General features: G+C 60.3%; 23 protein-coding genes and 2 pseudogenes. 3 read left to right on the top strand and 22 right to left on the bottom strand.

From position 1 onward, the window contains the following. The coding region (locus tag P0D89_RS40755; protein ID WP_408378351.1) for an aldo/keto reductase at positions 1 to 234 on the bottom strand (234 nt) is incomplete at its 3' end. 926 nt (positions 235 to 1,160) lie between these two features. Between P0D89_RS40755 and P0D89_RS40750 the strand changes: the two genes are divergently transcribed. From P0D89_RS40750 to P0D89_RS40740, 3 genes are all read left to right on the top strand, one after another. Beyond that, positions 1,161 to 3,203, top strand: coding sequence for an alkaline phosphatase family protein (locus tag P0D89_RS40750; protein WP_408370652.1), 2,043 nt, complete (start codon positions 1,161 to 1,163; stop codon positions 3,201 to 3,203). 108 nt (positions 3,204 to 3,311) lie between these two features. Next, on the top strand, positions 3,312 to 3,689 hold the full coding sequence (locus P0D89_RS40745; protein WP_408370651.1) for a GntR family transcriptional regulator: 378 nt from the start codon (positions 3,312 to 3,314) through the stop codon (positions 3,687 to 3,689). A 651-nt stretch (positions 3,690 to 4,340) separates the two neighbouring features. Beyond that, positions 4,341 to 4,634 carry a hypothetical protein gene (locus tag P0D89_RS40740; RefSeq protein ID WP_408378348.1) on the top strand — a complete coding sequence of 98 codons (294 nt, stop codon included), beginning with the start codon at positions 4,341 to 4,343 and terminating at the stop codon, positions 4,632 to 4,634. Positions 4,635 to 5,395: 761 nt separating this feature from the next. Here the strand turns inward: P0D89_RS40740 and P0D89_RS40735 are convergent. The 21 genes and pseudogenes from P0D89_RS40735 to P0D89_RS40635 form a co-directional block, all read right to left on the bottom strand. Further along, positions 5,396 to 5,701: pseudogene (locus tag P0D89_RS40735) on the bottom strand (substrate-binding domain-containing protein); the annotation flags it as partial. Between the two features lie 38 nt (positions 5,702 to 5,739). Further along, a complete protein-coding gene (locus tag P0D89_RS40730; RefSeq protein ID WP_408378354.1) occupies positions 5,740 to 6,489 on the bottom strand; it encodes a CobW family GTP-binding protein in 750 nt (249 codons plus the stop codon). A 70-nt stretch (positions 6,490 to 6,559) separates the two neighbouring features. Further along, positions 6,560 to 6,835 (bottom strand): GTP-binding protein, encoded by a 276-nt coding sequence (locus P0D89_RS40725; protein WP_408368264.1) that lies wholly within the window; start codon positions 6,833 to 6,835, stop codon positions 6,560 to 6,562. Further along, on the bottom strand, positions 6,832 to 7,131 hold the full coding sequence (locus P0D89_RS40720; protein WP_408368266.1) for a hypothetical protein: 300 nt from the start codon (positions 7,129 to 7,131) through the stop codon (positions 6,832 to 6,834). The genes P0D89_RS40725 and P0D89_RS40720 overlap by 4 nt, the downstream gene beginning before the upstream one ends. A gap of 24 nt (positions 7,132 to 7,155) precedes the next feature. Next, the gene (locus P0D89_RS40715; protein WP_408368268.1) at positions 7,156 to 7,872 is read right to left on the bottom strand and encodes an SDR family NAD(P)-dependent oxidoreductase; all 717 of its coding nucleotides are present in this window, start codon (positions 7,870 to 7,872) and stop codon (positions 7,156 to 7,158) included. Positions 7,873 to 7,885: 13 nt separating this feature from the next. Next, the gene (locus P0D89_RS40710) at positions 7,886 to 8,677 is read right to left on the bottom strand and encodes an SDR family NAD(P)-dependent oxidoreductase (protein WP_408368270.1); all 792 of its coding nucleotides are present in this window, start codon (positions 8,675 to 8,677) and stop codon (positions 7,886 to 7,888) included. After that, on the bottom strand, positions 8,674 to 10,014 hold the full coding sequence (locus P0D89_RS40705; RefSeq protein ID WP_408378345.1) for an MFS transporter: 1,341 nt from the start codon (positions 10,012 to 10,014) through the stop codon (positions 8,674 to 8,676). Before P0D89_RS40705 ends, P0D89_RS40710 begins: the two co-directional genes overlap by 4 nt. Before the next feature lie 30 nt (positions 10,015 to 10,044). After that, on the bottom strand, positions 10,045 to 10,929 hold the full coding sequence (locus P0D89_RS40700; protein WP_408368274.1) for a polysaccharide deacetylase family protein: 885 nt from the start codon (positions 10,927 to 10,929) through the stop codon (positions 10,045 to 10,047). 47 nt (positions 10,930 to 10,976) lie between these two features. After that, positions 10,977 to 12,329 carry an amidase gene (locus P0D89_RS40695; RefSeq protein WP_408368276.1) on the bottom strand — a complete coding sequence of 451 codons (1,353 nt, stop codon included), beginning with the start codon at positions 12,327 to 12,329 and terminating at the stop codon, positions 10,977 to 10,979. A gap of 260 nt (positions 12,330 to 12,589) precedes the next feature. Then, complete coding sequence (locus P0D89_RS40690; protein ID WP_408368278.1) at positions 12,590 to 13,309, bottom strand: GntR family transcriptional regulator; 720 nt, start codon at positions 13,307 to 13,309, stop codon at positions 12,590 to 12,592. 80 nt (positions 13,310 to 13,389) lie between these two features. Next, a complete protein-coding gene (locus tag P0D89_RS40685; protein ID WP_408368280.1) occupies positions 13,390 to 14,292 on the bottom strand; it encodes an allantoinase PuuE in 903 nt (300 codons plus the stop codon). Positions 14,293 to 14,327: 35 nt separating this feature from the next. Next, positions 14,328 to 15,086 (bottom strand): SDR family NAD(P)-dependent oxidoreductase, encoded by a 759-nt coding sequence (locus P0D89_RS40680; protein WP_408368282.1) that lies wholly within the window; start codon positions 15,084 to 15,086, stop codon positions 14,328 to 14,330. A gap of 23 nt (positions 15,087 to 15,109) precedes the next feature. Beyond that, a complete protein-coding gene (locus P0D89_RS40675) occupies positions 15,110 to 16,024 on the bottom strand; it encodes an NAD-dependent epimerase/dehydratase family protein (RefSeq protein WP_408368284.1) in 915 nt (304 codons plus the stop codon). Then, positions 16,021 to 17,715 (bottom strand): ATP-binding cassette domain-containing protein, encoded by a 1,695-nt coding sequence (locus P0D89_RS40670; protein ID WP_408368286.1) that lies wholly within the window; start codon positions 17,713 to 17,715, stop codon positions 16,021 to 16,023. The genes P0D89_RS40675 and P0D89_RS40670 overlap by 4 nt, the downstream gene beginning before the upstream one ends. Next, positions 17,712 to 18,557: an ABC transporter permease gene (locus tag P0D89_RS40665; protein ID WP_408368288.1), complete on the bottom strand. Its 846-nt coding sequence runs from the start codon at positions 18,555 to 18,557 to the stop codon at positions 17,712 to 17,714. Before P0D89_RS40665 ends, P0D89_RS40670 begins: the two co-directional genes overlap by 4 nt. Continuing rightward, positions 18,554 to 19,594, bottom strand: a complete 1,041-nt coding sequence (locus P0D89_RS40660; protein ID WP_408368290.1) for an ABC transporter permease — start codon at positions 19,592 to 19,594, stop codon at positions 18,554 to 18,556. The genes P0D89_RS40665 and P0D89_RS40660 overlap by 4 nt, the downstream gene beginning before the upstream one ends. Positions 19,595 to 19,662: 68 nt before the next feature. Beyond that, on the bottom strand, positions 19,663 to 21,303 hold the full coding sequence (locus tag P0D89_RS40655; RefSeq protein ID WP_408368292.1) for an ABC transporter substrate-binding protein: 1,641 nt from the start codon (positions 21,301 to 21,303) through the stop codon (positions 19,663 to 19,665). A gap of 109 nt (positions 21,304 to 21,412) precedes the next feature. Continuing rightward, positions 21,413 to 22,849, bottom strand: a complete 1,437-nt coding sequence (gene hydA / locus P0D89_RS40650; RefSeq protein WP_408368294.1) for a dihydropyrimidinase — start codon at positions 22,847 to 22,849, stop codon at positions 21,413 to 21,415. Positions 22,850 to 23,027: 178 nt separating this feature from the next. Continuing rightward, positions 23,028 to 23,373, bottom strand: a pseudogene (locus P0D89_RS40645) (DDE-type integrase/transposase/recombinase); the annotation flags it as partial. A gap of 50 nt (positions 23,374 to 23,423) precedes the next feature. Then, positions 23,424 to 23,630, bottom strand: coding sequence for a hypothetical protein (locus tag P0D89_RS40640; RefSeq protein WP_408378357.1), 207 nt, complete (start codon positions 23,628 to 23,630; stop codon positions 23,424 to 23,426). Positions 23,631 to 23,677: 47 nt separating this feature from the next. Then, positions 23,678 to 24,979 (bottom strand): MFS transporter, encoded by a 1,302-nt coding sequence (locus P0D89_RS40635; RefSeq protein WP_408378342.1) that lies wholly within the window; start codon positions 24,977 to 24,979, stop codon positions 23,678 to 23,680. Positions 24,980 to 26,414: the final 1,435 nt, after the last annotated feature.

The following is a 26,414-nucleotide window of genomic DNA, read 5'->3' as shown; positions in this document are numbered from 1 at the left end:
TTTGCCGCTCTCCTTGAACCACTTGCCGATAATCGTTTCGGACTCGCCACCCTGATGGCCCTCGGCCCACTGCGAGTAGCAGTCGGCCGTATCGATGAAGTTCAAGCCGTGGTCGACGAAACTGTCGAGGATGGAGAACGACGTGCGCTCATCAGCCGTCCAGCCGAAGACGTTGCCGCCGAAGACGAGGGGGGCCACTTGAAGGTCCGAGGTGCCGATCGTGTGTTTCTGCATTTGTTCTCTCTGAGATTGGATTTGAAACGGATGCAAAAGCATACGCGCGAATACCGATGCTCGCTTGGCAGCCCGCATCTGGCTCGATTCGGGTGAGCTTCCTTCGCACGGAGACTTGGCGGCTTGGCTAAAAAGAGAGGAACGGCTTTCGACAAAGTGTCGCCACGTGGGACCGCGTCGGGCGTGGTACTGGCAATGCCCCTGTTGTCTTACGGGCGTGCGTGCCGCATTCCGGTGAGCTTCACGATCGAACGTCCGCTTCATTCGCTACTGCTTGTAGCAAGGCTCGAATCTCCGATTTCGGAGGTTCACCCACGAACATTCCCCTTCTGGATTCCAGGCATCATTTTCGATCGGTCGCGACGCTCTAGAGTGGGCAACGAGCATAGAGTGCGGTCGCACCAGCGAGCGACCGCTATTGAAGAATTCGAATGTCCTCATGGCCGAATCCGCTCTGGCGCGACCGGCCGTACCCGCAAGCGTTTCAGCATGCGTATCGACGCGGAGCTTTAGCCTTTTCTGGGTCTGTGTCTCTTTATCCGGCTAACCGGCACTCTCCGACCGCGCGAAAGTTGTTTGCACAAAGCGGGCGAACCGTCGATAGGCCTAACGAAAATCGGCACTGTTCGGCAGTTGACTCACCTGTTTAGGGAGGGATTTTCGCTGTGCCAGCGACGTTTTGGTAAAAACTGAATTGACCTAAACAGCAAAGATGGTCATAGGATCCGCGCCTCGACAGCCGAATCTTCTCAGCCAGAAGTTGGAATGGATTGGCATTAGCGAACCTAATCACGTGCCATGGTTGCGCAATAAATTTCGCGTCGAACAGCGCTGGTAGAAAGGCAATTGAAGCGCTACCGTCTCGTCGCTGTCATGCTCTGTCAGTAAGGTTACGAAAGGTGGTCAAGCTTACTAACGGAGAAGAAATGAAAAAGCAGCGAGCGTCCGAACGACGCTATGTTTCAAAAGTCCCAGCCGTTCTCGCGGCATGCGCGGGCGTCGCCGCCCTTGCATTCGCGGCATCTCCCGGCACCGCAGCGGCGAAAGATCAAGACAACGAATCTTCCACGCAAACGCCGATCAAACATGTGATCGTGATCGTCGGCGAAAATCGCACGTTCGATCACGTGTTCGGCACGTACAAGCCGGCGAACGGGCAATCGGTGCAAAACCTGCTGTCGCAAGGCATTGTCAACGCGGATGGCTCACCGGGCCCAAACTTCGCGAAAGCACGCCAATACCAGGCCACAGTGACGGGAACGACACAGTTCTCGTTGGCGCCATCGATCAAGAGCCCCTACAGCACGCTGCCTTCGCCGAACACCGGCGGCACGGCCACCGCGGCGAGCGACACGACCGGTGCTCCATACGCGACGTACAATGCTGCCGCACAGGCCGAGGGCGGAGCGCTCGAAGCGTCCGACATCGGCCAGTTGCTAACTGGTGCGTCCGGCTTGCCGACAGGCGCAAAGGATACGCGCGTCGCGAACTACAACGCACTGCAAAGCGGCCCTTACCCGCTGCAATCGCCGCAGCAAGCATCGCTGTATGAGGAGTACCTGGGCGGTCCCGTGCACCGCTTCTACCAAAACTGGCAGCAGTCCGACTGCGACGTGTCCCACGCCACCCGCGGCAACCCGAGCGGCTGTCTGATGGACCTGTTCGCGTGGGTCGAGACCACCATCGGTGCGGGCAGCAACGGCAGCGCGCAACCCACGCCGTTCAGCGACCAGACCACGAAGGAAGGTTCAAACGCGCTGGGCTTCTACAACGCGAGCAAGGGCGACATGCCGTATTTCACCCAGCTCGCACGCACCTATACGATCAGCGACAACTATCATCAGCCGGTGATGGGCGGTACGGGCGCGAATAGCATCATGGTCGGCGCCGCCGATGCCTACTACTACACCGACGGCAGCGGCAATGCGACGGTCCCGCCGTCAAATCAGATCGAAAATCCGAACCCGCTGGCGGGTACGAACAACTGGTACACGCAGGACGGCTATTCGGGCGGTAGCTATAGCGACTGTTCGGACACGAGCCAGGCGGGTGTCGGGCCGATCAGCAAGTATCTGGCGTCGCTCTCGTACCATCCGAAGATGAACTGCGCGCCGCAACATTACTACCTGCTGAACAACTACAACCCGGGCTACAACGGCGACGGTACGGTGCTCGACAGGACGAAGTCGCCGTTCACGATCCCGCCGTCACCGGTACGCACGATCGGCGACACGTTGCTCGAACGTCACATTCCGTGGAAATACTACGGAGAAGGCTGGAACACGTTCGTCAGCAACCCGGCGACGAGCGTCTACTGCAACATCTGCAACCCGTTCCTGTACGAGACGTCGATCATGACGAACCAGCAGGTCCGCGATACGCACCTTGCCGACACAACCGACCTGTATGCGGACATCAGCGCGGGCAACCTGCCCGCGGTGTCGTTCGTCAAGCCGGGTGGCAAGCTCGACGGGCATGCGACATCGTCAAAGTTTGGCCTGTATGAGGCCTTCGTGCATAAGATCGTCGATGCCGTGCAGAGCAATCCGAAGCTGTGGGCCAGTACAGCGATCCTGATTACGGTGGACGAAGGCGGCGGCTACTACGATTCGGGCTATATCCAGCCAGTGGACTTCTTCGGCGATGGCCCACGCATTCCGATGATCGCGGTGTCGCCGTATTCGCAGGGCGGGCACGTCGCTCACGGCTATGCCGACCACGCATCGCTGGCCAAGTTCATCGAACGCAACTGGGGGCTGCCGCCGATCACTGACCGCAGCCGCGACAACCTGCCGAACCCGGTCCAGCGGAACAACAACCCGTACGTGCCTGTCAATGCGCCGGCGCTTGGCGATCTGTTCGACATGTTCAATTTCGATTCGGGTCATGGTCACGGCGGCAATGACCAGCAAATCGGCAACGCGAATGCTGACGAGCCGAGCGGCGCCAAAGGGGCGATGCCGTTCTGATCGGCTTTGAGCTGCGCGTGGCGGGCTAGGTCACTCATCGCCTCGCGTGGCAATTCGTTGATTTGAGGAGCCCGTTCCAGTGGACATGCTGCGAACGGGCTTTTTTGCATGACGGCAAGAACAGTGTGGCAATCGCGCGACTGGGGGGCGTTCACGAGCGTAGCGATCGCCGAGAAAATCCGTTACCCCCGCGGGCATGAAACGATAGTAAGTCGTTATTCCTGGAAGACCAGCATGAACAAATCCATTTTCCAGCTCGCCCCATGCGCCGGCCCCGCGTACCTGGCTTTGGCCGATGCCGTCGAACTGGCCATCCTGGCGGGATCGGTTCAAGCCGGGGACAGACTTCCTCCACAGCGAATGCTGGCTGATTTCCTGGGGCTACATGTAAATACAGTCAACAGGGCTTTCCGCGAAACGAGGAAGCGGGGGCTCACGAGCGGCAACAGGCGCCATGGAACTTTGGTACTCGCCTCATCGCTATAAACGGCTTTGTCACGTTAAATAGTTGAAGCCGCAAAAGCCATAGGGTTCAGTCGCGGAAAGGATGGCGAGGCAAAGAAAGGTCGATAAGATTCATGACATAGTTTGCAGCCTTTGGCAATTTCGAACGAGATTCATTTGATTTATGTCGCCTTCATGTCAGAAGCAGAAATTGCCGAATGTCCTTCTCGAAGTGGGTTTCCTGCGTTAACTAGGCTCTCGCCGTTGCCGCCGCAGCGTTCTGCACGGGGAACCGCGTGGTCACGCGCTACAACCGCGATGCGGACGTGATCCTGGCTGGTATCGGTTACCGGTTCTAGCGGGTGGCTCCAAACTGCCCGATGCCGCATACTGCAGGTGCCGGCACGGGAAGACGCCCTTACGCTTACGCAAGCGTTGTCTACCGACAGGTTCCCCCTCGACGGAGTGTATCGATGTCGTCCCCCGATCCAGCCGACCGAGACGCCATTCGCCGAACATCCGGGCCAGCGGCACGGCATCTAAAGTTTCACTTCGGCCGAATAGGGGTGCCGTCAGGATTCGGATTTTCGTGGGTGGACCATAGATTTCGTACGTCAAGCGAGCTGGAAAGGTGATCCGCCGCACAGGCCAGGCACCCTTCCTGCCGCTATCCTGGACCTACAGGAGACCGTCATGAAAATCGAAGACTTCAAATCGCATCTGTCGATGCTGCTGCGAGACCAGCCGATAGGCGCGACAGCGGATCTGTCGGATTTCGCAGTAGCCTGGTGGAACGGCCATAGCGTAACGTATGCGTTTCTGCTGGATGTCGAAAGCGGACGGATCGAAGAGGAGTTCGACCTGGACGACTATGGGTGGAAGCAGTGGGAGCCAGACTTCGCTGCGTGGGTGGAAACACCGAAGTTCAGCGCACAGGACGAAGTGCTGAGTCGGCTAAAAAATGCGCCGCCGAACCAGGCGGCCTGATTGATTTGATTCGTCGCCGTAGGCGAGCGGGAGAGTCATGGAGAAGCGCGCAATAAAGGCGCTCTACGCAGGCATTGGGCTTTCGGCTCTTTGGCTCCTGGGCGTAAAGCATCCGATCGTTCTCGGCGCACTGGTTTTGGGAGGCGGCCTGTTTCTCGGGGCGAGCTTATTTGTAGTTTGGATGGTTGAGGATTAATCGTCGCCAGTGGCGAGAGGGAGATCGGTGTGACGTTAGAATTAAGGATGAATGGTCCCATACGGTCGTGAACAAGGTCGAAGCGACCTATCATCGCACCGACCTGCTGGAACAGCGGCGACCGTTGATGGCCGCGTGGGCGCGGCATGTATGCTCGATCACGTAGGATACCGATAACGTGATCGAGCTTGCCGAACACGCAGCATGACAATCAACCCGGCCCCGCGCCGGGTTTTGCTTTCCGGCCTTCTGACGGCTTCGCATCGCCGTGGCATTATGAGCCGTTCGCGGCTTGGGGTGAGTAAGTTGGCGCCTGCACGGCAAGCCAGCGGCTCACAGCGTCACGGTCCCGGCCTGGCGGGTGCTTTCGAACCTTCGGCATCCGTGCCGGGCGCCGTTCGCAGGGGCCGGAGGCGACCCTTTGCAGCCGGTGGCTATACTCGCGTCGAATGGCTGGTGATGGTCGGACTCCGGCCGTTGGAAACAAGGCGCTTATCCGCTCGACCGGAGCCTTGCCTACAGGCGTTTGCAACGTGTGCGATGCGCCCGAGGACCGTTACCCGAGCTACCGTGTGACAGCTACGCGAGCGGTCAAGTCTCTATGACGTCTCCCATCACATCTTTGAGCGCTAGTAAAAACGCTGAGTGAGGAAAGCGTTTGTGATGAAGGACACATAGTCACCCGAATTGGTGCCGATATCCGCGATGACCAGGGAATCTTGGCGCGCGCCGCAATCTGCAGGACGCTTGGCGCAGTGGACGAATCGGTCGGAGAAATCACGATGCCGGCGACGCCCTGAGACACCGCGTCCTGTGCGTTCTTCAGTTGCGTCGAGGCGTCGTTGTGCGAGTCATAGATCGTGACGGTGCCGCCTTGGGCCTTGGGTTTGGAAGGCGTCGGCTTGGGCTTTAATGAACAGCTTCTTCTTCAAGATGATGTTGGAATCGTGCATACGACGCTTCTATCGCATCACGGCCGAGACCTTCGGTGATGAACACAAGCTGCGAGCGGCGCTCAGGATTACGCGACACCGACGGCCACGCGTCCAGGTGCAGCACCGGATGAACCAGATGCTGCACGGCGTGGAGCACGGCCGGTTGGCCGGACCCCGCGATAGACAACAGGCCTTTGACGCGCAAAATCTTGTCCCCGTGACGGTTGAGAAGCATCGTGAACCAGATCGTGAAGACCTGCCAGTCGATGGGCGCATCGATCTGCATGCAGAAAGACTGAATGGATGCGGCGCCGGTTGATGTCCACTCACCGCGATGCGCAAGCGGGCCGCTTGCCATAACGTCCGTGCTCGCCAAACGGTGAGCGCGCCCGAGACGTCCGATCAGATCGATCGAACTCGCCGATGCAAACAGCATGTCGAGCAACGCGCGTCCGCTATGCCGATCGATACCCTTTGCGTTCGATACATCGCCGCGAATCAGAATCTCGGCGGCGGGATTGAGCGCCGCGAGCGAAGCTGCCAATTCCGTCAGACGCGTTTCATCGACGAGATCCGGCTTGCTGATGAGCAGCCGGTCCGCGGCTGTCACCTGCGCGAGCCATTCGGGATACCGTGCGTGTTGCTCGGCGGCGTTCACTGCATCGACAACTGTAATCGTCGCGTTCAGCGCGTGGTGGCTGCGGATCACCGGATCGGCGAGCAGCGTGGCGATAATCGGCGCAGGCGTCGCGAGTCCCGTGGTCTCCAGTACGACACGCGTGAACGGCGGTACTTCACCGCGAGCGCGCTGCGGAAAAAAGCGTCGCGAGCGCGTCCTTCAGTTCGCCCCGGATCGAGCAGCACACGCAGCCGTTATCGAGCAGTACGGTGCGTGCATCCACTTCCCCGATCAACAGATGGTCCAGCCCGACGTCGCCGAACTCGTTGACGAGGACGGCGGTGTCGCGCGCGGCGTCGCCTTGCAGGACATCGGCGAGCAAGGTCGATTTGCCGCTGCCGAGAAACCCGGTCACGAGCGTCAGCGGCAGGATGTCGTAGCTCAGGCTCATGGTGCCGCCGCGTCGTCGATGAAAAGCGTAAGCGGATCGAGCGGATGCCCGAGCATGCGTTCGGCCACGCGCCACACCTGAGCGAAATCGCTGACGAGTTCGCTCGCGCCGGTAGGCGACGACAATACGAACGACTGCCCGTGGAAGTCGTCGAGTTTCAGCCTGAACGGTACAAGCACCCGATTGGCAAGCGCCGCCTGGATGAGGCGTTGTCGACGCGGGTTCGCCCCCGCCACAGGTGCCGTGGTGTTCGACCAATGGTTGCCGCCGCCCAGCAATCCGCACATGCCGCACATGCTTGTCTCTCCCGGTAGGTCAGTTCAGTGACGCGTCATGGCATTACGTCGCCGGAATTCGGCCCGAGTGTCTGGCCGACGAACAGGTTCCCACCCTTTATCGGCAAGGCCAAAACGCCGCAACGGCAACTCCGCCGACTTCGCCTGCTTCCACGCGACGCTGATGCCATCGACGAGCGGCGTCTCGATCGGTCCCGGTGCGATCGCGTTGACGAGCGCGTTATCCGGCGCAACTTCCAGCGCGAGCGACTTCTTGAATCCGATCACGCCCGCCTTCGCCGCCGAGTAGTGGGATAACTCCGCGCCCCCTTTGATGCCCAGTTGCGAAGCAAGATTGATCACGCGGCCCCAACGTTGCGCGGTCATTGAAGGCAACGCGCGCCGCGCGCACAAAAACACGCTGCGCAAATCGACTCGCATCATGTCGTCCCACATGGCCGTGGTGAGATCCGTGCAGCGCGCCTGCGTCAGCATGCCGGCGTTGTTCACGTGAATATCGATACCGCCGAATGCTTCGATACATCGATCGACAATGCGGTTCGCACCGGCTTCATCGCCGACATCCGCCTGCACCGTTTCGACCGTCGCACCGGCTGCGCGGCAGGGATCGGCCTGGAGCGCGAGGCGCGCCGCATCGCGATCGGCAAGCAGCAGACGCGCGCCGGCCGCCGCGTAAAGACTCGCGATTGCCGCGGCGGTGACGACCGCGCGACGGCCATCGAGTGAAAACAAAGTGGTCATTCGAAAACTCTCCTTAGCCCGGCCAGCGCACGGTCAGGCCGCCGTCGGCGATGATCGACTGGCCGGTGATATAAGACGCGTCGTCGCTCGTGAGGAAGCGGATCAGCGTGGCGATCTCGCTTGGCCGGCCGACGCGTTGCAACGGGATCGCGCGCGCGGCTTCACGCAGGCCGTCGGGGCCGAGCGAGTTGACGGCATCGAGTGATTGCGGTGTTTCGATCAACCCCGGAATCACCGCGTTGCAACGCACGCCGCGCGGCGCGAGTTCCATCGCGACGGCACGGCACAAGCCCGGTACGCCCGCCTTCGCTGCCGAATAATGCGCATGCTGTTCCCAGCCGTAGACACCGCCGGCTATCGATGAAATCGCCACCATCGCGCCGTGATCCTCGATATGGCGAGCGGCCGCGCGAAACGTCCGCATCACGCCGGACAGGTCGACGTCGAGCATCTCCAGCCATTGATCATCGCGCATCTCGGTGAGTGCGGCCTGGCGCAGCAAACCCGCATTGGCAACCGCATAATCCAGCCGGCCGAAGCGATCCACGGCCACCTGTGCGAATGCTTCGACCTCATCGGCCGAGGTCACATTAACTGCCTGCATCACACACTCGCCGCCCGCTTCGCGCACCGCGCGTTCGGTCTCTGCGGGATCGTGCGGATCGCCGGGGAAATAGCCACCGACGACCGCCACGCCGATCTGCGCGTACGCCGCCGCGAGCGCCTGTCCGATACCACTGGCCGCGCCGGTAACAATGGCGACGCGTTGCTCTTTTCCCTTCGATACTCCGGGCTGCATGTTCATTTGATTTCCTCGGGATTGATGTGTTTCGCAAAAAAGATCAGCACGCCGGACAGGAAACAAGGCACCGCGCCGAACCAGATGGCTGCGTGCATCCAGTCGCCGCCGTGATTGAGCATCGCGGTCACGCCAACCCCGGCGAGAATTGCGCCGATCGGACCCATTGCGTGGACGATCGAACTGCCGGTGCCGCGAATGGATGTCGGATAACTTTCGCCGATGAAAAACAGCGCGGCCGAATACGGTCCGATCAGGAAGAACAGGCCGAGGCTATATAGCGCCACGACGATCCCCGTGCTGCTCGGGCCCATAAGCATGCCGGCGAACGCGAGGCCGCCGAGCATCCAGCCGATCGCCAGTGTATTGCGCCGGCCGATCTTGTCGCCAATCCAGCCCTGGCTCAGATAGCCGCAATAGCCGATCACATTCGACAGCACGAGAATCAGCAGCGAGTTCTCGAACGACACGTTATGCACGCGCGTCAGCACCGTGATGCCGAGCACGCTGAACACCTGGATGGCGGACCAGTTCAGCAGAATGCCGCCGCCGAGCACGAGCGTTGCGCGCCGCGACGTGCCGCGAAACGCTTCACGCAGACCTGCACGGCTGTGCTGCTCGTAGTCCACCCGGTGTTCGCCGGAAAGCGTTCGTGCAGCACTGTCTTGACCTGCTTCGCGCAAGGTCTTGATGCGCGTGTGCAGCAGGAATTGCGGACTTTCCTTCAGACGCCGCGTCATGAAGAAGATCACGATGGCCGGGAACGTCGCGAAGATAAAGCAGCCCTGCCAGTCGATGCGCGGCAGCAGCAGCGCCGTCAAGCCGGACGCGATCAACGCGCCGATCGGCCAGCCGCCTTGCACGAGGCTGTAGATGAATCCCTTGTTGCGATTCAGGCGTGGGTCGTTTGCGGCCGAATACAACACGTTGAGGTAGGTCGCGTTGACAGTTTCCTCGGCGTACCCGAGTCCCGACAGCGAGCGGATGAGTACGAGCGGCCACTGGCCGAGCGCGCCGCCGACCACGGTCAGCCCCGAACAAAGCGCCGCGCCCGCCACCGTCCACAGGAGACCCGCCTTGCGTCCGGCGCGGTCGAGTAACGGTCCGATCGCAAATGCAATCACCGCCGTGCCGATGGCGACAAGCGTCGCGATCTCGGCTTGCATCGCGGCATCCCATCCGTAGTGCTGACCTATTTCCGGCAACAACGTGCCGAACAAAATGAAGTCGTAGACGGCGAACACCCACGCAAAAAACGCCACGATGGTTGCGCGTTTCACATCGACCGGCAAGATCTTTTCCAGCTTGAAGCCGGACGCGGAGAGCGGATTCTCTTTCATCATTGCTCTCCCATAAGGGTGGCGGAAATGGGTTTATTTCCCGCGCGGATGACGGGCGAGGAAGTCGTCGGCGATTTCATTGCAGGTGCAAAATCGCACGCCTTCATGCGAGCGGAAATACTGGATCAGCCGTTCGAGCATCAACAGCACTTGCGGACGACCTGAGACATCGGGGTGGATCGTGATCGGGAACACGGCGTAGTCGTCGTGCTCGCGATACACCCAGTCGAACTGATCGCGCCACATCTGCTCAATGTCACGCGGGCTGACGAAGCCGTGACTATTCGGCGACTTCTTGATGAACATCATTGGCGGCAGGTCGTCGAGATACCAGTTGGCGGGAATCTCGACCAGATCGGTTTCCTGGCCGCGCACGAGCGGCTTCATCCAGGCGCTCGGATGTTTGCTGTAGTCGATCTTGGTCCAGGTGTCGCCCACGCGCACGTAGTACGGGTGAAAGTCGTTGTGCATCAGGCTGTGGTCGTACTTGATGCCCTTCTTCACCAGCAATTCATTCGATACCTGGCTGAACTCCCACCACGGCGCTACATAACCCGTCGGGCGCCGCCCCGACAGTTGCGTCACGAGCTCGATGCTGCGGTCGAGCACGGCTTCTTCTTGCTCCGGCGTCATCGCTATCGGGTTTTCGTGGCTGTAGCCGTGAATGCCGATCTCGTGGCCCGCGTCTGCCACCGCCTTCATCTGTTCGGGAAACGTTTCGATCGAATGGCCGGGGATGAACCACGTCGTCTTGATCTTTTCGCGTTCGAAGAGTTTGAGCAGGCGCATTGATCCGATTTCGCCTGCGAACAAACCGCGCGAGATATCGTCTGGCGAATCCTCGCCGCTATATGAACCGAGCCAGCCGGCCACCGCGTCCACGTCAATACCAAATGCCACCAGGATTTCCTTGGCCATCGTTTTGCTCCTTTGTTTGAATGTGCGTCTTTGTTGTCAAAGCGCCTTTACAGCACCATCGCTTCGAGTGCGGTGGCGATGCACAGCAGCGCGTCGTCGTCGCCTTGGGCGCGCATGATTTGTACGCTGGTCGGCAGCCCGTCGGTATCGGTGCCGGACGGCATCGCGATCGCGGGGGTATCGAGGAAACTGCCGAGCATGGTCATGGCAAGCGTCTGCAGGTTCACACGTGTGAACAGATCTGCATCGGCTTCGAGGGGCGCGAGCAGCGGCGCTACGTGCGGGGTCGTCGGCATGACAAGCGTCGCGCCAGCGGCTTCTTTAGCGAACTCCGCGATCAATTCGGTGCGTCGCGCGATGAGTTGCTCCAGGCGGCCAGACGGGACTGCGCGGCTCGCTTCGAGGCGCGTTCGCACGCGCTGGTCGATCCGGGCGGCATCCGGCGAATCGAGCAGCGCGCGATGCACCGCGAAGGCTTCGAGGCCGCCCAGCCAGCCTTGGTCGCGTATCAAATCGCGCACGGCAGCGAGCGTGGCGAGCGGCTTTCGCTCGATTACCGTGCCCGCTTGCTCGAGCATCGCAATGAAGCGCTCAAAGTTTTCAGCAACCGCCGCTGTGACCGAGTAGCGTTCGAACAGCGTTGGATCAACGATAAAACGCATGCCCGCAAACGTAGTTCGCTCGTTCGGCGATAACGGCTCGATTCCACGTATGGCGACATCGAACGCAACGCAGTCGGCCACGTCCATCGCGAGCGGTCCGGAGGTGTCGAGCGTCGCCGATAAAGCGACCATGCCCTCGCGCGAGTAGCGCGCCACGCTCGCGCGATAACCGGTGAGGCCGTTGAACGCGGACGGCACACGGACCGAACCGCCGGTGTCGGTGCCGATCGCGATAGGCACGATGCCCATCGCCACCGCGACCGCCGCTCCCGACGACGAACCGCCCGGCACGCGCCGGCCGCCATCGACAGCAGGGTTCACGGCCGCGCCGAAATGCGGATTGAGGCCGAGGCCCGAATACGCGAACTCGCTCAACCCCGTCTTGCCGATGCAGACCATCCCCGCTCGAGCGCCAGCGGCAACCAGCGGCGCGTCGTCGCGAGCGGGCGAATGTGCGGCGAACACTACGGAGCCAGCCGTGGTGATGGTGCCGGCGACATCGAAGAGATCTTTCCACGCGACCGGCACGCCATCGAGCGCGCTCAACGGCCGGCCTTCGCGCCAACGTCGCGCCGATGCGGCGGCTTCGCTACGCGCACGTTCGGGCGTGGTGGTGAGAAAGACGGCGGGAACAGATGCCGCTTTCGATAACGCCGCTTCGGCTATCGCAACGGGATCTGACTCGCCGGCGGCGAACGCGCGAGACAGCGCAACAGCGGAGACACGGGATATGTGCATCGGACATTTGCTCGTTTAAAGGTTAAATGCATGTCGTCGACAACATTCATTTTGTTACGGGGACAAAAATGCTCCGAATCGAGGGGGTTTACTCTTAGCTGAGGTTTGAGAGGAAATTAAGAGGCGAGCAATAGCTTTCGCGCGCCAGGTGAAAAGGTGCGTCGGCTGTTTGATGCAACGGGGTACCGTTCCGTCGGACTGACGGATGCTTATGGGACGTGATCGGCCGAGGTACGGCGATCCCAGGCACCGCCGTCGCTTCACCGTTTAAATATTGCTTCGAGATCCACTTCGTCCTCGACGACGTCGAGATTCAGCGCGCCTTGAATGTGGTCGAGATGATCGAGCATGAGTTGCGCGGCTTTATCGCCGTCGCCTTGCGCAATCGCATCCGTGATGGCGGTGTGCTCGTCGGCACGGCAGCTGACGCTGATCGGCGCGTTGTAGAGCAAAATGACAAGACACGTCAGCGTGGAAAGTTCACGCAGGCTGCGGGTGTACGAAGAGTTGCCGGCAAGCGCCGCCGCGAGATTGTGAAACTCGCCGGAGAGCCGGATGATCGCGCGCTTGTCGTCGCGTGTGCGTGCGTCCATTTCGAGGCGCAGATGTTCTCGCAACTGGGCGAGCTTCTCCGGCGTGACGGCGCGTGTCAGCCGTTGCATGACGGCAGGCTCGATCAAGCGGCGCGCTTCGAAAACATCGCGAGCCTGATCCACCGATGGCTTCGCCACGAACCAGCCTTTCTTCGGATAAAGCTCCACGATCTGCTCGTAGGCCAGCCTGCTCAATGCATCCCGAATGCGCGCCCGACTCGCGCCGAAGATGCTGGCCAGCCGCTCTTCGGCCAGCTTGGTGCCGGGCACCAGTCGATGCTCCAGCAACGCAACATAGATCTGCTCGTAGATCTCTTCACTGCGATTGTCGCCGTCGCGGATCTTGCGGGTCTTACGGACCTTGGTTTCACCAACAGTATTTAGCATGTGTTACGTCTGATTGGAATTAAGTCGCACGTCCGGATTGACATGTCGACGGGCCGACATCGATATAACCTGGCGATGCACTACCGCAGATAGGCATGTTCCTTGATCCAGTGCCGCGCGATGTCGATACGGCGTGCGATCCACACGTCGTCATGTTTCATCACGTGGTCGATAAACCGTTCCAGCCCGGCCGCGCGCGCCGGATGCCCGATGAGCCTCATATGCAATCCGACCGACATCATCTTCGGCTGTGTTGCACCCTCGCGATACAGCATGTCGAAGGTGTCACGCATGAACTCGAACCACTGGTTGCCGGTGCCAACCGAGCCGGCATACTGGCCGTCGTTGGTGGTCAAAGAATAGGGTATCACCAAATGCGGTTTGCCCTGGACGGTCTTCCAGAAAGGCAGCTCGTCGCCGTAGTAGTCGGAATCGTAGAGAAAACCGCCCTCTTCCACCAGCAGCCTGCGCGTGTTCACAGAAGGCGAATAACGGCAATACCAGCCGTACGGGCGCTCGCCCGTTGTGCGCGCCAACGACTCGATCGCCAGGCGAATGTGCTCGCGTTCGACCTCCTCGCTCAAACCGTAATGCTTGATCCAACGCCAGCCGTGACTGCACACGTCGAAACCCGATGTACGGATTGCAGCGGCCGCTTGCGGGTTGCGCTCGAGCGCGAGCGCGCAGCCGTACACGGTGAGCGCGAGACCGCGCTCCTGGAAGATCCGCATGAGACGCCAGAAACCGACGCGGCTGCCGTATTCGAACAGGCCTTCCGCTGCGAGATCGCGGCCGCTCACGCCCGAATTGAGTCCGTGGGATTCCGTGAACCAGGTCTCTGTCGCGCCCTCGCCGTCGGCGATGGACGGCTCGGAACCTTCCTCGTAGTTCATGACGAAATTGATGGCAATGCGGGCGTTGCCCGGCCAGTTCGGGTTGGGCGGATTCTCGCCATAGCCGATGAAATCGCGATTCAGATCCAAGCGGTTTCTCCTGTTGCTGAAGGATAAAAAGATGCTCAGAGCATCACGTCGCCGCCGTTAGGCGACAGTGTCTGCCCGACGAAATACGCGCCACCCGTCTCCGATGCAAGCAGCAACGCTGTCGGTGCAATTTCATCGCTGCGGCCGAAGCGGCCCGCGGGCAACTCGGCGAATTTCATCGCGCGCCATTCGTCGCTGAAGCCGGCGAGCATCGCGGTCTCGACCGGCCCCGGCGCGATCGCGTTGACCGTGACCCCGTGCGGCGCACCTTCGTATGAAAGCGCGCGCGTGAAGCCGACCACACCCGCTTTCGATGCGCAGTAGTGGCTCATGTCGTGCGTGCCCTTGTAAGCGAGTTGCGATGCAATGTTGATCACGCGGCCATACTTGCGCGCGACCATGTCGGCGAAGAACTGCTTCGTGACAAGGAACGTGCCGCGCAGGTTGACGGCCATCATCCGGTCCCATTGTTCGATCGATAAATCCACGAAGGAAGTCTCGCCGCTGATCCCGGCGGCGTTCACGAGAATATCAACGGGGCCGAGATGTTCGCGGCTCCACGCGCCAAGATCTCGAACCGATTCCACGTCGGTCACGTCGCACTCGGAAACGGCGACATCGCCGCCGCTTGCCGCGAGCTCGGCGGCGAGCGTGCGGGCACCTTCGGGATCGCCGAAATGCGAGATGCCCGTCTTCGCGCCTTGTGCGGCGAAGAGCCGCACGATCGCCCGGCCAATACCGCTGTTACCGCCTGTCACGAGCGCCGTCCTGCCGCGAAGAGAAAAAGATTCCACGATAATGCTCCTTCAAACAAGGGTTAATCGTTCTTCAACAGCCAGTCCGCGTAAGCGCGAACGCCGGATTCAATGTCATACCGCGGCCGATAGCCGAGATCCGCCGCCGCAGCGGAGATATCGAAGCGTTCCTGCACTTCATCGAGCGGATCGGGACCGCGCGCCAGTTCGATATCGGCGGCTGGCAGCACGCGGCGCACGATTCCGGCCACCTCGCCGAGCGTCAGGCGACTATCACCAGTGATGTTGTAAGTGCGGCGGCGCAGGCTCGGTGCATCGAGTGCGGCGAGCAGCGCCGCAGCGGCATCTTCCACATAGATGTACTGACGGTAGAAGTCGTCGCCGAACGCAAGTCGCGTGGGCCTGCCGGCCATCGCGTCCGTGAGCATGGTGCGGATCATACAATCGGTCGTGCGGTGCGGACCGTACACCCATGACAAGCGCAAGCTCGCGCCATCCACCGCGTACTGCTGCGCGTAAGCCGCCACCAGTTGCTCACTCGCGACCTTGCTCGCGGCATAGAGACTCGCCGGGACCATCACGACGTCCTCTTTCACCGGTGCGGGCGGCGTGTTGCCGTATGCGCTGGTTGACGAGCAGAACACCAAACGGCGGGCGCCGTGAATGCGGGCGAGCTCCAGCATGTTCGCTGTGCCGACAATGTTGACCTGCACCATCGATACCGGGTTGTCACGCGCGACCATCGGACCAGAATATGCGCCGCAATGGATCACGCCCGACAGCCCCGGGCCCGCGAGCGCATGCAGCCGATGCACGTTGCCAAGATCGCATTCCGTCACCGTCACGCCATCAATACCAGCGCCGCCGACCCGGTCGATCGCGATCACTTCGTCGCCCCGCGCCTGCAATTGGCGGCACACGGCGCGACCTACCAGACCGGCCGCGCCGGTGACCATGATTCTCTGCGGGATGCTCACTGCGTTTCTCCTGCAACGTCGAAATGATGAACGCTCTTCGCGACTTCCTCGATCGGAAGTTCCGCCTGCAGCAGCCTTTTCGTGTAGTCCTCAACCGGGCGGTTGAACACCGTCTCCGCTTCACCCATTTCGATGATCTTGCCGTTGCGCATCACCGCAACGTAATGCGCGAGCGAGCGCACCGAGTTCAGATCGTGCGTAATGAAAAGCGCGGACAGGCCCATCTCGGCCTGCAGGTTGCGCACGAGATCGATGATCTGCGCACGCACGCGAATGTCGAGCGCGGTGGTGCATTCGTCGAAGACCACGAAGTCGGGACTTGCCGCGAGCGCACGCGCGATACCCACGCGCTTCTGCTCGCCGGCCGTCAATTCGTGGGGATACGCGGACGCGCGTTTGCGCGACAGGTTGACGAGATCGAGCAACTGTAGAATCCTCGTGTCCCGGTCGGTGCGCGAGAGCTTCGGCGCGAGCGCCAGCGGTTCTGCGATCAGATCCCGAACCTGCCAGCGCGGATTCAGCGAGACATACGGCTCCTGAAACACCATCTGCATACGACGCCGGACGGCGCGAAATTGGCGCTCCGTCATGTCGAGCGTGTTCTTGCCGTCGAAGCGGATCACGCCGGAGTCCGCCTCAAGCAGACGCAGCAGGCACTGGCCGGTTGTCGTCTTGCCCGAGCCGCTTTCGCCGACCAAAGCGAGCGTTTCGCCTTGCGCGATGGAAAACGACACGTCATCGATGGCGGGCACAACCGCGTGACTCCGGTCCGACACGAAGGTTTTCACAAGATGCTCGACCTCGAGCAGCGGACGCCGCGTCTTTGCCGCCGTGATGTTGGCCACCGCGCGGCCCGCAATGCGGTCTGAATTTTCATTCGACTCAACTAGCGCCGGACGGACCTTCGCGGCATCCAGCAATTCACGGCTATAGGGTCGTTCCGGCGCCTTCAGAAACTGCCCGACCGGCGCAAGCTCGATGATCTTGCCATCTTTCATGATACCGACGCGGTCGCAGTAATTCGCCACCACGCCGAGATCGTGAGTCACGAGCAACACGCCCAGACCCAGGTCCTTGCCCTTTTGCACCAGCAGATCGAGGACTTGCAACTGAATCGTTGCATCGAGGCCGAGTGTGGCGTCATCGGCAAGCAGGATCTTCGGCTGCGCGATCAACGCCATCGCGATCACCACGCGCTGCGCCATGCCGCCTGACAACTCGTGCGGATACGCATGCGCGCGCGCTTGCGGATTGACGATGCCCACCTGGCTGAATAATTCGATTGCTTCCTGCCACGCCTCTTTCCTGCCAATGCGCTTGTGCACTCTCAGCACGCGCATGAGTTGCGAGCCGACAGTTTCCACGGGATCGAGCAGCATCTTCGCGTTGGTGCCGATCAACGCGACATCGCCGCCACGATAACGCCGCTTGTCTCGCGCCGACATGTCGAGCACGGACCGCTGATCCAGCGAGATGCGGCCGCTTTTTATCCGCCCGCCTTCGGGCAACAGATCGATGATGGAGCGCGCAAGAATCGACTTGCCAGCGCCGGTCTCGCCCACGATCCCGAGAATCTCGCCCTTGCGCAGCGAAAAGCTGACCGCGTCGAGGACTCGCCGCGAAGGGGCGTTATCGAAACAGACCGAAAGATTGTCGACTTCCAGCAGCGCTTGATCCGCGTGAGCGCTCATTGCTCACCCCGCGACGTAGGCTCAGCCAACCGCTTCACGGCATCGCCGAGAATGGCGAACGTCAGCACCGAAATGATAATGGCGAGGCCGGGGAACAAAGCCGCCCACCACACGCCGAGGATCATCTGCTGCGCACCGTTGGCGACCATCAGCCCCCATTCCGGCGTCGGCATGCGAACTCCGGCGCCGACGAACGACAGCCCGGCGGTCAGCAAGATCGCCATGCCGATGCTGATCGATACCTGCACGATGGCCGGCGTCATCGCGTTGGGTAGGATGTGCCTGAACATGATAGTGAGATTGGTGGCGCCGCTGCAGCGCGCCGCGCTGATGAACGGCCGGTCGCGCAATGACAGCACCTCCGCGCGGATCAGCCGCGCGAACATGGGGATGAATAGAACGGCCAGCACGATCGCGACATTCCAGATCTCTTGTCCCATCACAGAGACCAGCGCCATGCCGAGAACAAAGACCGGGAACGACTGTATGAAATCGAAGACGCGCATGACGAGCGTGCTCAGGAGGTTTTTGTAGAAGCCGATCAGGAGCCCGATCGGCACGCCGACCACGAACGCGATCGCTACGGCCGTCACGCTAATGAGCAGGTTGATCCGCGTGGCGTAAATGACGCGCGAGAGAATGTCCATGCCCGATACGTCGGTACCGAACCAGTAATGCCACGAAGGCGGTTTAAGAATGTTCATGGGATCGGCGTCGACGGGAGAATGCGGCGCGAGCAGCGGCGCAAACACGATCAGCACGATCTGCAGCGCCAGCAGCGAGAGGCCGAATATGAGCGTGGCGCTCAGCCGACCGCCGCGATAACTTGATGGCAGTTTCATATTTCGATCCTCGGATCAGCCAGGCCGTAGAGCACATCGACGGCGGTGTACACCACCAGAATAAAGGCCGCCGCCACCAGCACGAAACCCTGCAACGCCGGATAGTCGCTGTTCATCACGGCCTGCACGGCGTACTGCCCCAGTCCGCCCCACGCAAAAATGGTCTCGACCAGAACGGCCGCGCCGAGCAGGAAGCCGAACAGAAAGCCGATCATGGTGATGATGGGCGGCCAGCTATTACGCAATGCGCTCAGCACGAGCGTGCGTTCCGACAAACCCGATGCGCGCGCATGACGAATGAATTCGCTTTTGTAGATGTCAGCGAATACGGATTGCGTCATCTTCATCAAGCCGCCGGCGTTGACGATGGTCAGCGTGAGGACCGGCAACAACAGATGCGATACCGAAGAGCGGAACGCGTCCCAATCGCCGGCAAGCACGCTGTCCACGGTATAAAAACCCGTGACCGTCGGCGGCGGCGTGATGAATGAATCGACGCGTCCGAATGGCGCGGGCGCCACGCCCGCCAGATGAAACAAAGTGTAGATAAGTAGCAGCCCCACCCAGAAATCAGGGATCGCACCGGCCGCGAGTCCGTAGATGCGGCTGCCGCGATCCACCCAGCCGCCCTTCCTGACCACCGATGTCACCGCCATGCCTACGCCGAGAATGACGGTGAAGATCATCGAGTACGTAATCAATTCGAGCGTCGCCGGCACGCGCTGCAATAGGTCGACTGTGACTGGATTCGACGTGAACATCGAGGTGCCCAGATCACCGTGAAGCAATGCCGTCACGTAGCCGCCGAATTGCGACGAGATGGTGCCATTGAGATTCAGACGCTCGCGCAACGCCGCAATGGCCTCGGGCGTCGCCATGTTGCCGAGCATCAACAACGCCGGATCGCCGGGTAACATGCGGATGAGCAGAAAGGTGGCGAACATCACGCCGAACATCTGCGGGATCAGGATGCCGATCCGCGCGATAACGATGCGAATCGAGCGCGGGATCGAACGCCAGGTTGAAAACAGAAACATCGCGCAACTCCTCGAACCAGGGTTATGCCGAGTGCGAACCGTATCGACTCCGTTCGCACCGGCCGTGATCAGCTCTTGGAAAAGTCGTACCAGGTGTTGCCGTTCGTCGTATTCCAGCTATAACCCTTCACGTTAGCGCGGGTCGCGAGCTGGTAACCGGGGTTGATCAGGAACACCCATGGCGCCTGTTCCATCACGAGTTGCTGCACCCGTTCCATCGAAGTTTTGCGCTTCGCCTCGTCGGTCATCGAAAGACTGTCGTTGATCAGCTTGTCGACCTCCGGGTTCTTGTAACGCGAGTAGTTGATCAACGACCCGCTGTTGAGCCACAGATTCGTGACGTACGCGGCGTCGGGTACGATCGCCATATCACGGAAAAAGTACATCGGGATCGTACCCTTCGAATAACGCTCCACCAGGGTGGATGCCGGCAGCTTTTGCAACTCGACATCTACACCGATCTTCGAGAACGCCGTCTTCAGAATGATGGCAAGTTCCTCTTCAGTCTGGTCGCCGGTCGGATAGCCGAGTTGCGTCTTGAAACCCTTTTCAAGTCCGGCTTCTTTCAGAAGCGCGCGTGCCTTGTCGAGATTTTCTGAATAGTTGTAGTACTTGTCGGTGAACGCTGGATAGATTTCGGACACCGGACTTTTAGTCAAACGCGCCGTGCCGTAAAACACCGACTTCAGAATCTGATCGCGCGGCACCGCGTAGTTCAGCGCCTGCCTGACCTTCTCGTTATTGAAAGGCGCCAGGGTGTTGTTCATCTCCACGCGCTGAATGTAATTGCCGTAGACCTTCCACACCTTTACGCCGGGCATTTTTTCGAGCGTGCCCTGTTCGCGCGGCGCGAGCCATTCCGCTACGTCGACAGCGCCGGCTTGCAGCGCGGCAAGACGGTTGGCAGAAGTTGGCATCTCGCGAAAGATGATGCGCGTGAGTTTCGGCGCCCCACGGTAGTAGTTCTTGTTGCTTTCGTAGATCACCTCCTGCCCGGGCGAGTATTTGGTAACCTGATACGGCGCGAACGACGCGGAATGACTCGCGAGCCAGCGCGATGCCCAAGGATCGTCCGGCGTAATGTGCTTCTTGATCTCGACCGAATCGATGATGCCAAGGTCGTTGTCCACCCACAGCCGTTCTATCAGCGGCGATGGCCCCGGCAAGGTTACCTTCACGGTCTGATCGTCGATCTTCTTGAACGCCGTGTTGAAGTCCGTGATCTTCAACACCTGCGTCATATACCAGCGGAACGTGGCCTTGAGATTCCAGCCGCGTTCGAAGGTCCACATCACATCGTCGGCGGTGAGCGTATTACCCGCGTAACTTTGTACGCCCTTGCGCAGATGGAAAGTGATTGAGCTTTTGTCCGGCGAGGTCTCCCAGCTCTCTGCAAGCGCGCCCTTCAGCTTGTCAAAATTCTCGACCATCACGCCGTTCTCGCCCGGCTTCATCTCATACGACAGCAGACGCTCGTAGATATTGCGGCGCGCTTCATGACTCGCCTCCGTCGGCGGATATTCCTGATCCAGCGATTCCGGCGTGCGCGGCCCCGCGACGAGCAGCATTGTATTGTTGTTCTGTGCCAGTGCGGGCGCCGATCCGCTGCCTATGGACATGACGGCCGCCGCCACCAGCACCCGTGCAACATGGGTGGACCTTATCCGAGCCAACGCTGACACGTAGCCGCCGCCGTACAGTTTCGACATGACACACTCCTCGCTTCAATGAGATGGAATAAGGTGATGCAATTTCAAACTAATTTGGATACCGAAATGTCTTTTTCAGTGACTGGCTCATACACAGCACGTTGCAGCTTTAGTACGCGCCGTTTCCTGACGGCTTGCGCGGGACCACGGTCGGTAACCCGCGTGGAAGGAAACGGCCTCGGCCCGGCGTACCGAGGAATTGCCGGCCGTCCCACACGACTTCGCCCCGGGCGATCGTATAGGCCGGCCAGGCACCGAGCGTCCGGCCTTCATACGGCGTGTAATCGACAGCGTGATGCAGCATCGAGTTCGTGAGTGGCGTACGGCGTTCGTTCCAGATCACGAGGTCAGCGTCCGACCCTATCGCGATCGTCCCTTTTCTCGGATGCAAGCCATAGGTCTTCGCCGGATTCGTGGCAGTCAATTCCACAAATCGGTTGACCGAAATCCGGCCAGTCAATACGCCTTCGGAATACAGCAACGGCAGACGCGTTTCCAGACCCGGGATGCCATTCGGGATGTAGGGAAACGCCACTTCGCCGCCGTTCGGCTTCTTGCCGCGGTCGTCGTCGAACGAAAACGGTGCGTGATCGGAGGAGAAAACGGTGAACGTACCGTCTGCCAGAGCGCTCCAGATCACCTGCTGATTGGCGGCGTCGCGTGGCGGCGGGCTGCACACGCATTTGGCGCCTTCGTAACTGTCGCTAATACCGAGATCGTCGGCGGTGAGGAAAAGGTATTGCGGGCACGTCTCCGACAAGACCTTCAACCCGCGGCTGCGCGCCCACTGAATTTGCTCCACCGCTTCGCGCCCGGAAACATGGACGATCAGCACGGGAACATCCACCAGTTCCGCCAGGCTGATCGCGCGATGCGTGGCTTCGCGCTCAACCAGCATGGGCCGCGATGTCGCGTGATAGCGCGGCGCGGTCAGCCCGGCTTCGAGCAGGTTCTCGGTCAACCAGGCGATGCACTCCGAATTTTCCGCGTGGAGCATCGCCATCGCGCCGTGCGACCGGGCAAGAGCGAGCAGGCGAAGAATCTGACCGTCGTCGAGCTTCAAATCGTCGTAGGTCATATATATCTTGAACGACGAATACCCTTCCGCTATGAGCGCCGGCAGTTCGTCCGCCAGTATCTCGGGCGTGGGGTCGCTCACAATCAGATGAAAACCGTAATCGATACTCGCCCTGCCATTTGCCCGCCGGTGATAGTCGTCGACCGCCGCGCGCAGCGAACCACCCTTTTGTTGCGCGGCGAACGGAATCACCGTGGTCGTACCGCCACAGGCCGCCGAACGTGTGCCTGACTCGAAATCGTCCGTCATTCGTGCGGGCGGCGGAATCGGTTGATCCAGATGACAGTGAGCATCGACACCGCCCGGTGTCGTGATCCGACCTTCCGCATCGATCTCGCGCGCGCCTTTCGACAATTTCGCGCCCATCTGGACGATCCGCCCGTCGGCTACGCCGATATCGGATATGAACGTATCGCTGGCGGTCGCCACTTTTGCGTTGCGGATGACGAGGTCAAACTCTGCGCTCATCGATGCTCCGGTTAATCTAGTCGTTGTCGACATGTTCGAGCTAATATACCGTTTCAAAAATACAGACATAAATAGTTGTTTTTATCTTGTTATCTGTCGCTTGTTGTCGATGTTGATGTCAACAACATTCCGGCTGGCATTATAGAAATGGCCCCGACTAGCAGCCGGCGTAACACGTGACGCGCACGCAGTGGAAGTCATTGAACCCCAGAATCGGTCGGGTTCGGCGTTTAATGGCCCGATGATCCTGGCTCGGCGTTCGTCGCGTGCAACGCGGCCAGATCGGAGCCGCTTTTGTCGATGGTTACCGTCTCAGGGGCACCATGCTGAGCGATCGACTTTTCAAAGAAATGCCGCGCGGCCACCTTGTCCCGCTTGGCTCTGAACAGAAAATCAATGGTGTCACCCGCCTTGTCCAACTCCCGGTAGAGATATTTCCACTGGCCCTTGACCCTGATATACGTTTCGTACATCCGCCAGCTCTTGCCCACCGACCGCTTGTGACGACGAAACGTCTTCTCGAGATACTGGCTACCCGATGACGAAGACGCAAACGCCGCGAAAGAGCTTTCGGTTATCGCGACAAAGCCCTCTCCGTCTCCGGCGAGGGCGGCACGGCGTTGCGGATGAAAAAGCCCGTCACAATGCCGACGTGGGCATTCGGCGTGCTCATGATGGACCGTGCCGCCTCTTCCATCTGACCTTCGACAAACCGCTTCATGCGGCCGATATCGCGCCGCACGGTCTGGGCAATGATATCTTCGACTTTTGCTATTCCCATTTTTCCATCTCAGTAGCAACCTGGTTCATGCGAGGCACGGCAACCGCTCAGACCGGAATCTTCGTTTCAAAGTCGATTCCGATCGAACAGAGCAGGAGCCCGACGCCCATTGCGGCGAAACACATCAACGCGAGAAAGTAAGAGCCCGTGTATTGGACGATCGCGCCAATCGCGATCGGGATTACCATGCCGCCGATGTTCCCGCCGAAGTTGAGCAGGCCGCCGAGCACGCCCACCTTGTGGCGCGTGGCGAGCATCGCGGGGATCGACCAGTAAAGGCCACCCCATCGCAGGAAGAAGAGCGTGATGGACAACAAGATCACGACTGTCGTCGGGCTCTTCGCATGCGCCACGGAAAACACCGCGATCGTGGCGACCGCGCCGGCAACGCCGAAGATCGTGCGCATGACGAGGTTCGGCGCGGCGCCGCTCGCCAGCCACTTGTCGGCGACATACCCTCCTACGAGCTCGCCGATGAAGCCGCAGAAAAAGATCACGAAGCTGGCGCCGCCCATTTGCTGAATGTCGAAACCCTGCACCTTGTGCAGATAGGTGGGCATCCATGTCAGCAGGCCGTAGTAAAGCGTCGTACAGCACATGAAGCCGATGAACATCAGCAGTACCGAACGATGCTTGAAGAAGTCGATCGAGTTGCCCGAGAGTTCCTTCGCCTCCTTCTCGTATTCGTGCCGCCGGGCTTGTTCGATGTGTTCGGCTTCAGCTTCATTGACGGCCGCGTGATCCCGCGGCTGGTTCTTGATATAGAACCAGGTGCCTATTCCGCAGAGGATGGTGCCGACGCCGGCAATTGCAAACGCCGCGCGCCACGAATGAGCGACCACAATCAGCCAGGCGATCAGCAGCGATCCCAGTGCCGCGCCGAGAGGCGAGCCGCCATCCATCAGCGACGCGCCGCGCACCCGCTCGTGCTGCGTGAGCCACATCGCGTTGAGCGCGCCACCCGCCGAGGCCACGGGCGCTTCCGCTACGCCGAGCCCGAGCCGCGTGAGGAGCAAGGACACCGCATTGGTCGTCACCGCGCCCAGGCCCTGGAAAGCGCCCCACAGCAAGGTGCAGAGCGCGAGCACCAGTCGCGGCTTGAAGCGATCGACGGCTATGCCGCCTGGAATCTGCATCAGCGTGTACGACCAGAAGAACGAACTCATGATGAGACCCTGCATGACCGGCGTGAGCGTGAACTCGCTTGCGATCATCGGCATGGCGACCGACACGGACGCACGATCGATGTAGTTGACCGTGACCAGCAGCAACAGCATCAGGAAAATCTTCCAGCGAACCGAGGTCTTCGCTTGGGCGTGTTCTGTGACGGTTGCGGTTACCCTGCTCATGCCGTTCTCCCACCAATTCGCTGGTTGAATGCCAGCTTCGCACCCGACGCGCTTCGCATTGACCATGCATGAACCCGGCATCCGCGCGCGGTGAAGACGTGTTCCGGACTGGTGAAAAACGAGTTAGCGGCGCGAATCTGATCGAAGGTAATTGAAAGCGACCCGGTCGATCGATAGAAATTGCTGCTCCGCCAAAGGGCGACGTCGCATTTCCAGTAGTTCTGCCGACTCTTGCCGTTTCACAGTAAAGGTGCGCACGTCGCCGTCCGTCTCCCTCGGACGGAGCGGCTCGCCACCGGAGCAGGGGCGGCCAGACAGGTCAGCTGAATTCCGCATCGGGTCTGGCCGGGAAGAAAATTGGTGGATGGCTGCGAGCGTCGTTGCCCAAGGCTCCGGACCCTTCGGCGACGCAGAGCCGAAGCGGACTTTGACTGAGCGAGCAGCCCCCGGCCGATGCGGCGACGGATGATGGCTTGAGGGCACCGCGGGGACAATAGACGTATGGTGAGAGGCATACTCTGACAGGATGTCAGAAGTCGTGTTGGGTTCGGCGTTCAACATCGTGTTCCTCCCTTTAGCAAAGAGTGAAGCAGTAATCGCGCAAAGGTAGAGGTTGAATAACCCCTGACTTGCGGCTACTGGATGCATATTGTGGAGAGGTCGACGGTACGGCGATAAATGTTCTTGCCAAGCCACGGCACGAACGTGTACGCCGCATACGCGTTGCTTCCGATATGTATCCAGCTATGCAGAACAGGTGACACGATGATTGCTTGGAGACGTTATAAAAGGGAACCGGGCGGGCGGGCACCCTAAAGGCGATATTGTTGGCGGGCCGAACCGCGAGCTTCGCGCTCTCATAACGGCGAGCGCTGTCTCGGTGAGACAAGCGTAGGTTTTGCCGCAGCGAGAATCAATTCCACGGATGGATATGCCGATGGCGCGTTAGCGTTACCTGCTTATACGGGCGTATAACCGCGGTGAGAGGTACTGTCAACTTAACGGAATCGGCGAGAATTTTTCCGTCAAAAGTGGGAAGCGATCGCCAATCAGAGCCGCAAGTCGGTCTGTGGAGCGACGTCAGCGAGCCCCCAAATGCCCCGACGTGGGACGTGTGTCAGGCCGATTTGCTTAAGTTCAACTGGTTGCGGGTTCTCTCAGCGCTCGAATTTGGCTTCAGGCTGCAGCAGGAAGGGGTTTTCGCAGATACGAGCGAACCGGCTAGAATCTCGTTGCTTTGGTGCTCGAGATGGCGAGAAGCAAGCCACGACAAGGGATTCCAACGAAATTGAGTGCCGCGCAGTTCGAGCAATTTGTCTTGCCGCATCTGAGCAAGGGCAGTCGCGGCCCCGCGAAGAAACTGAGCTTTCACGCGATCTTCAACTACATTTTGCGTTTGCTCTACCTGGGCTGCCAGTGGAAGGAGCTGCCGATC

It is taken from the genome of Paraburkholderia sp. RL18-085-BIA-A (assembly GCF_046027075.1).
GTDB lineage: Bacteria > Pseudomonadota > Gammaproteobacteria > Burkholderiales > Burkholderiaceae > Paraburkholderia.
Note: the sequence above shows the minus strand (reverse complement) of the source record. Positions and strands in the feature narration are given on the sequence as shown.

What these genes read in the sequence shown, in the direction of transcription:
- P0D89_RS40750 (WP_408370652.1), top strand. Translation starts at nt 1,161, where the DNA reads ATGAAAAAGCAGCGAGCGTCCGAACGACGCTATGTTTCAAAAGTCCCA.
- P0D89_RS40745 (WP_408370651.1), top strand. Translation starts at nt 3,312, where the DNA reads ATGACGGCAAGAACAGTGTGGCAATCGCGCGACTGGGGGGCGTTCACG.
- P0D89_RS40740 (WP_408378348.1), top strand. Translation starts at nt 4,341, where the DNA reads ATGAAAATCGAAGACTTCAAATCGCATCTGTCGATGCTGCTGCGAGAC.
- P0D89_RS40725 (WP_408368264.1), bottom strand. Translation starts at nt 6,835, where the DNA reads ATGAGCCTGAGCTACGACATCCTGCCGCTGACGCTCGTGACCGGGTTT.
- P0D89_RS40720 (WP_408368266.1), bottom strand. Translation starts at nt 7,131, where the DNA reads ATGTGCGGCATGTGCGGATTGCTGGGCGGCGGCAACCATTGGTCGAAC.
- P0D89_RS40715 (WP_408368268.1), bottom strand. Translation starts at nt 7,872, where the DNA reads ATGACCACTTTGTTTTCACTCGATGGCCGTCGCGCGGTCGTCACCGCC.
- P0D89_RS40710 (WP_408368270.1), bottom strand. Translation starts at nt 8,677, where the DNA reads ATGAACATGCAGCCCGGAGTATCGAAGGGAAAAGAGCAACGCGTCGCC.
- P0D89_RS40705 (WP_408378345.1), bottom strand. Translation starts at nt 10,014, where the DNA reads ATGATGAAAGAGAATCCGCTCTCCGCGTCCGGCTTCAAGCTGGAAAAG.
- P0D89_RS40700 (WP_408368274.1), bottom strand. Translation starts at nt 10,929, where the DNA reads ATGGCCAAGGAAATCCTGGTGGCATTTGGTATTGACGTGGACGCGGTG.
- P0D89_RS40695 (WP_408368276.1), bottom strand. Translation starts at nt 12,329, where the DNA reads ATGCACATATCCCGTGTCTCCGCTGTTGCGCTGTCTCGCGCGTTCGCC.
- P0D89_RS40690 (WP_408368278.1), bottom strand. Translation starts at nt 13,309, where the DNA reads ATGCTAAATACTGTTGGTGAAACCAAGGTCCGTAAGACCCGCAAGATC.
- P0D89_RS40670 (WP_408368286.1), bottom strand. Translation starts at nt 17,715, where the DNA reads ATGAGCGCTCACGCGGATCAAGCGCTGCTGGAAGTCGACAATCTTTCG.
- P0D89_RS40665 (WP_408368288.1), bottom strand. Translation starts at nt 18,557, where the DNA reads ATGAAACTGCCATCAAGTTATCGCGGCGGTCGGCTGAGCGCCACGCTC.
- P0D89_RS40660 (WP_408368290.1), bottom strand. Translation starts at nt 19,594, where the DNA reads ATGTTTCTGTTTTCAACCTGGCGTTCGATCCCGCGCTCGATTCGCATC.
- P0D89_RS40655 (WP_408368292.1), bottom strand. Translation starts at nt 21,303, where the DNA reads ATGTCGAAACTGTACGGCGGCGGCTACGTGTCAGCGTTGGCTCGGATA.
- hydA (WP_408368294.1), bottom strand. Translation starts at nt 22,849, where the DNA reads ATGAGCGCAGAGTTTGACCTCGTCATCCGCAACGCAAAAGTGGCGACC.
- P0D89_RS40640 (WP_408378357.1), bottom strand. Translation starts at nt 23,630, where the DNA reads ATGGGAATAGCAAAAGTCGAAGATATCATTGCCCAGACCGTGCGGCGC.
- P0D89_RS40635 (WP_408378342.1), bottom strand. Translation starts at nt 24,979, where the DNA reads ATGAGCAGGGTAACCGCAACCGTCACAGAACACGCCCAAGCGAAGACC.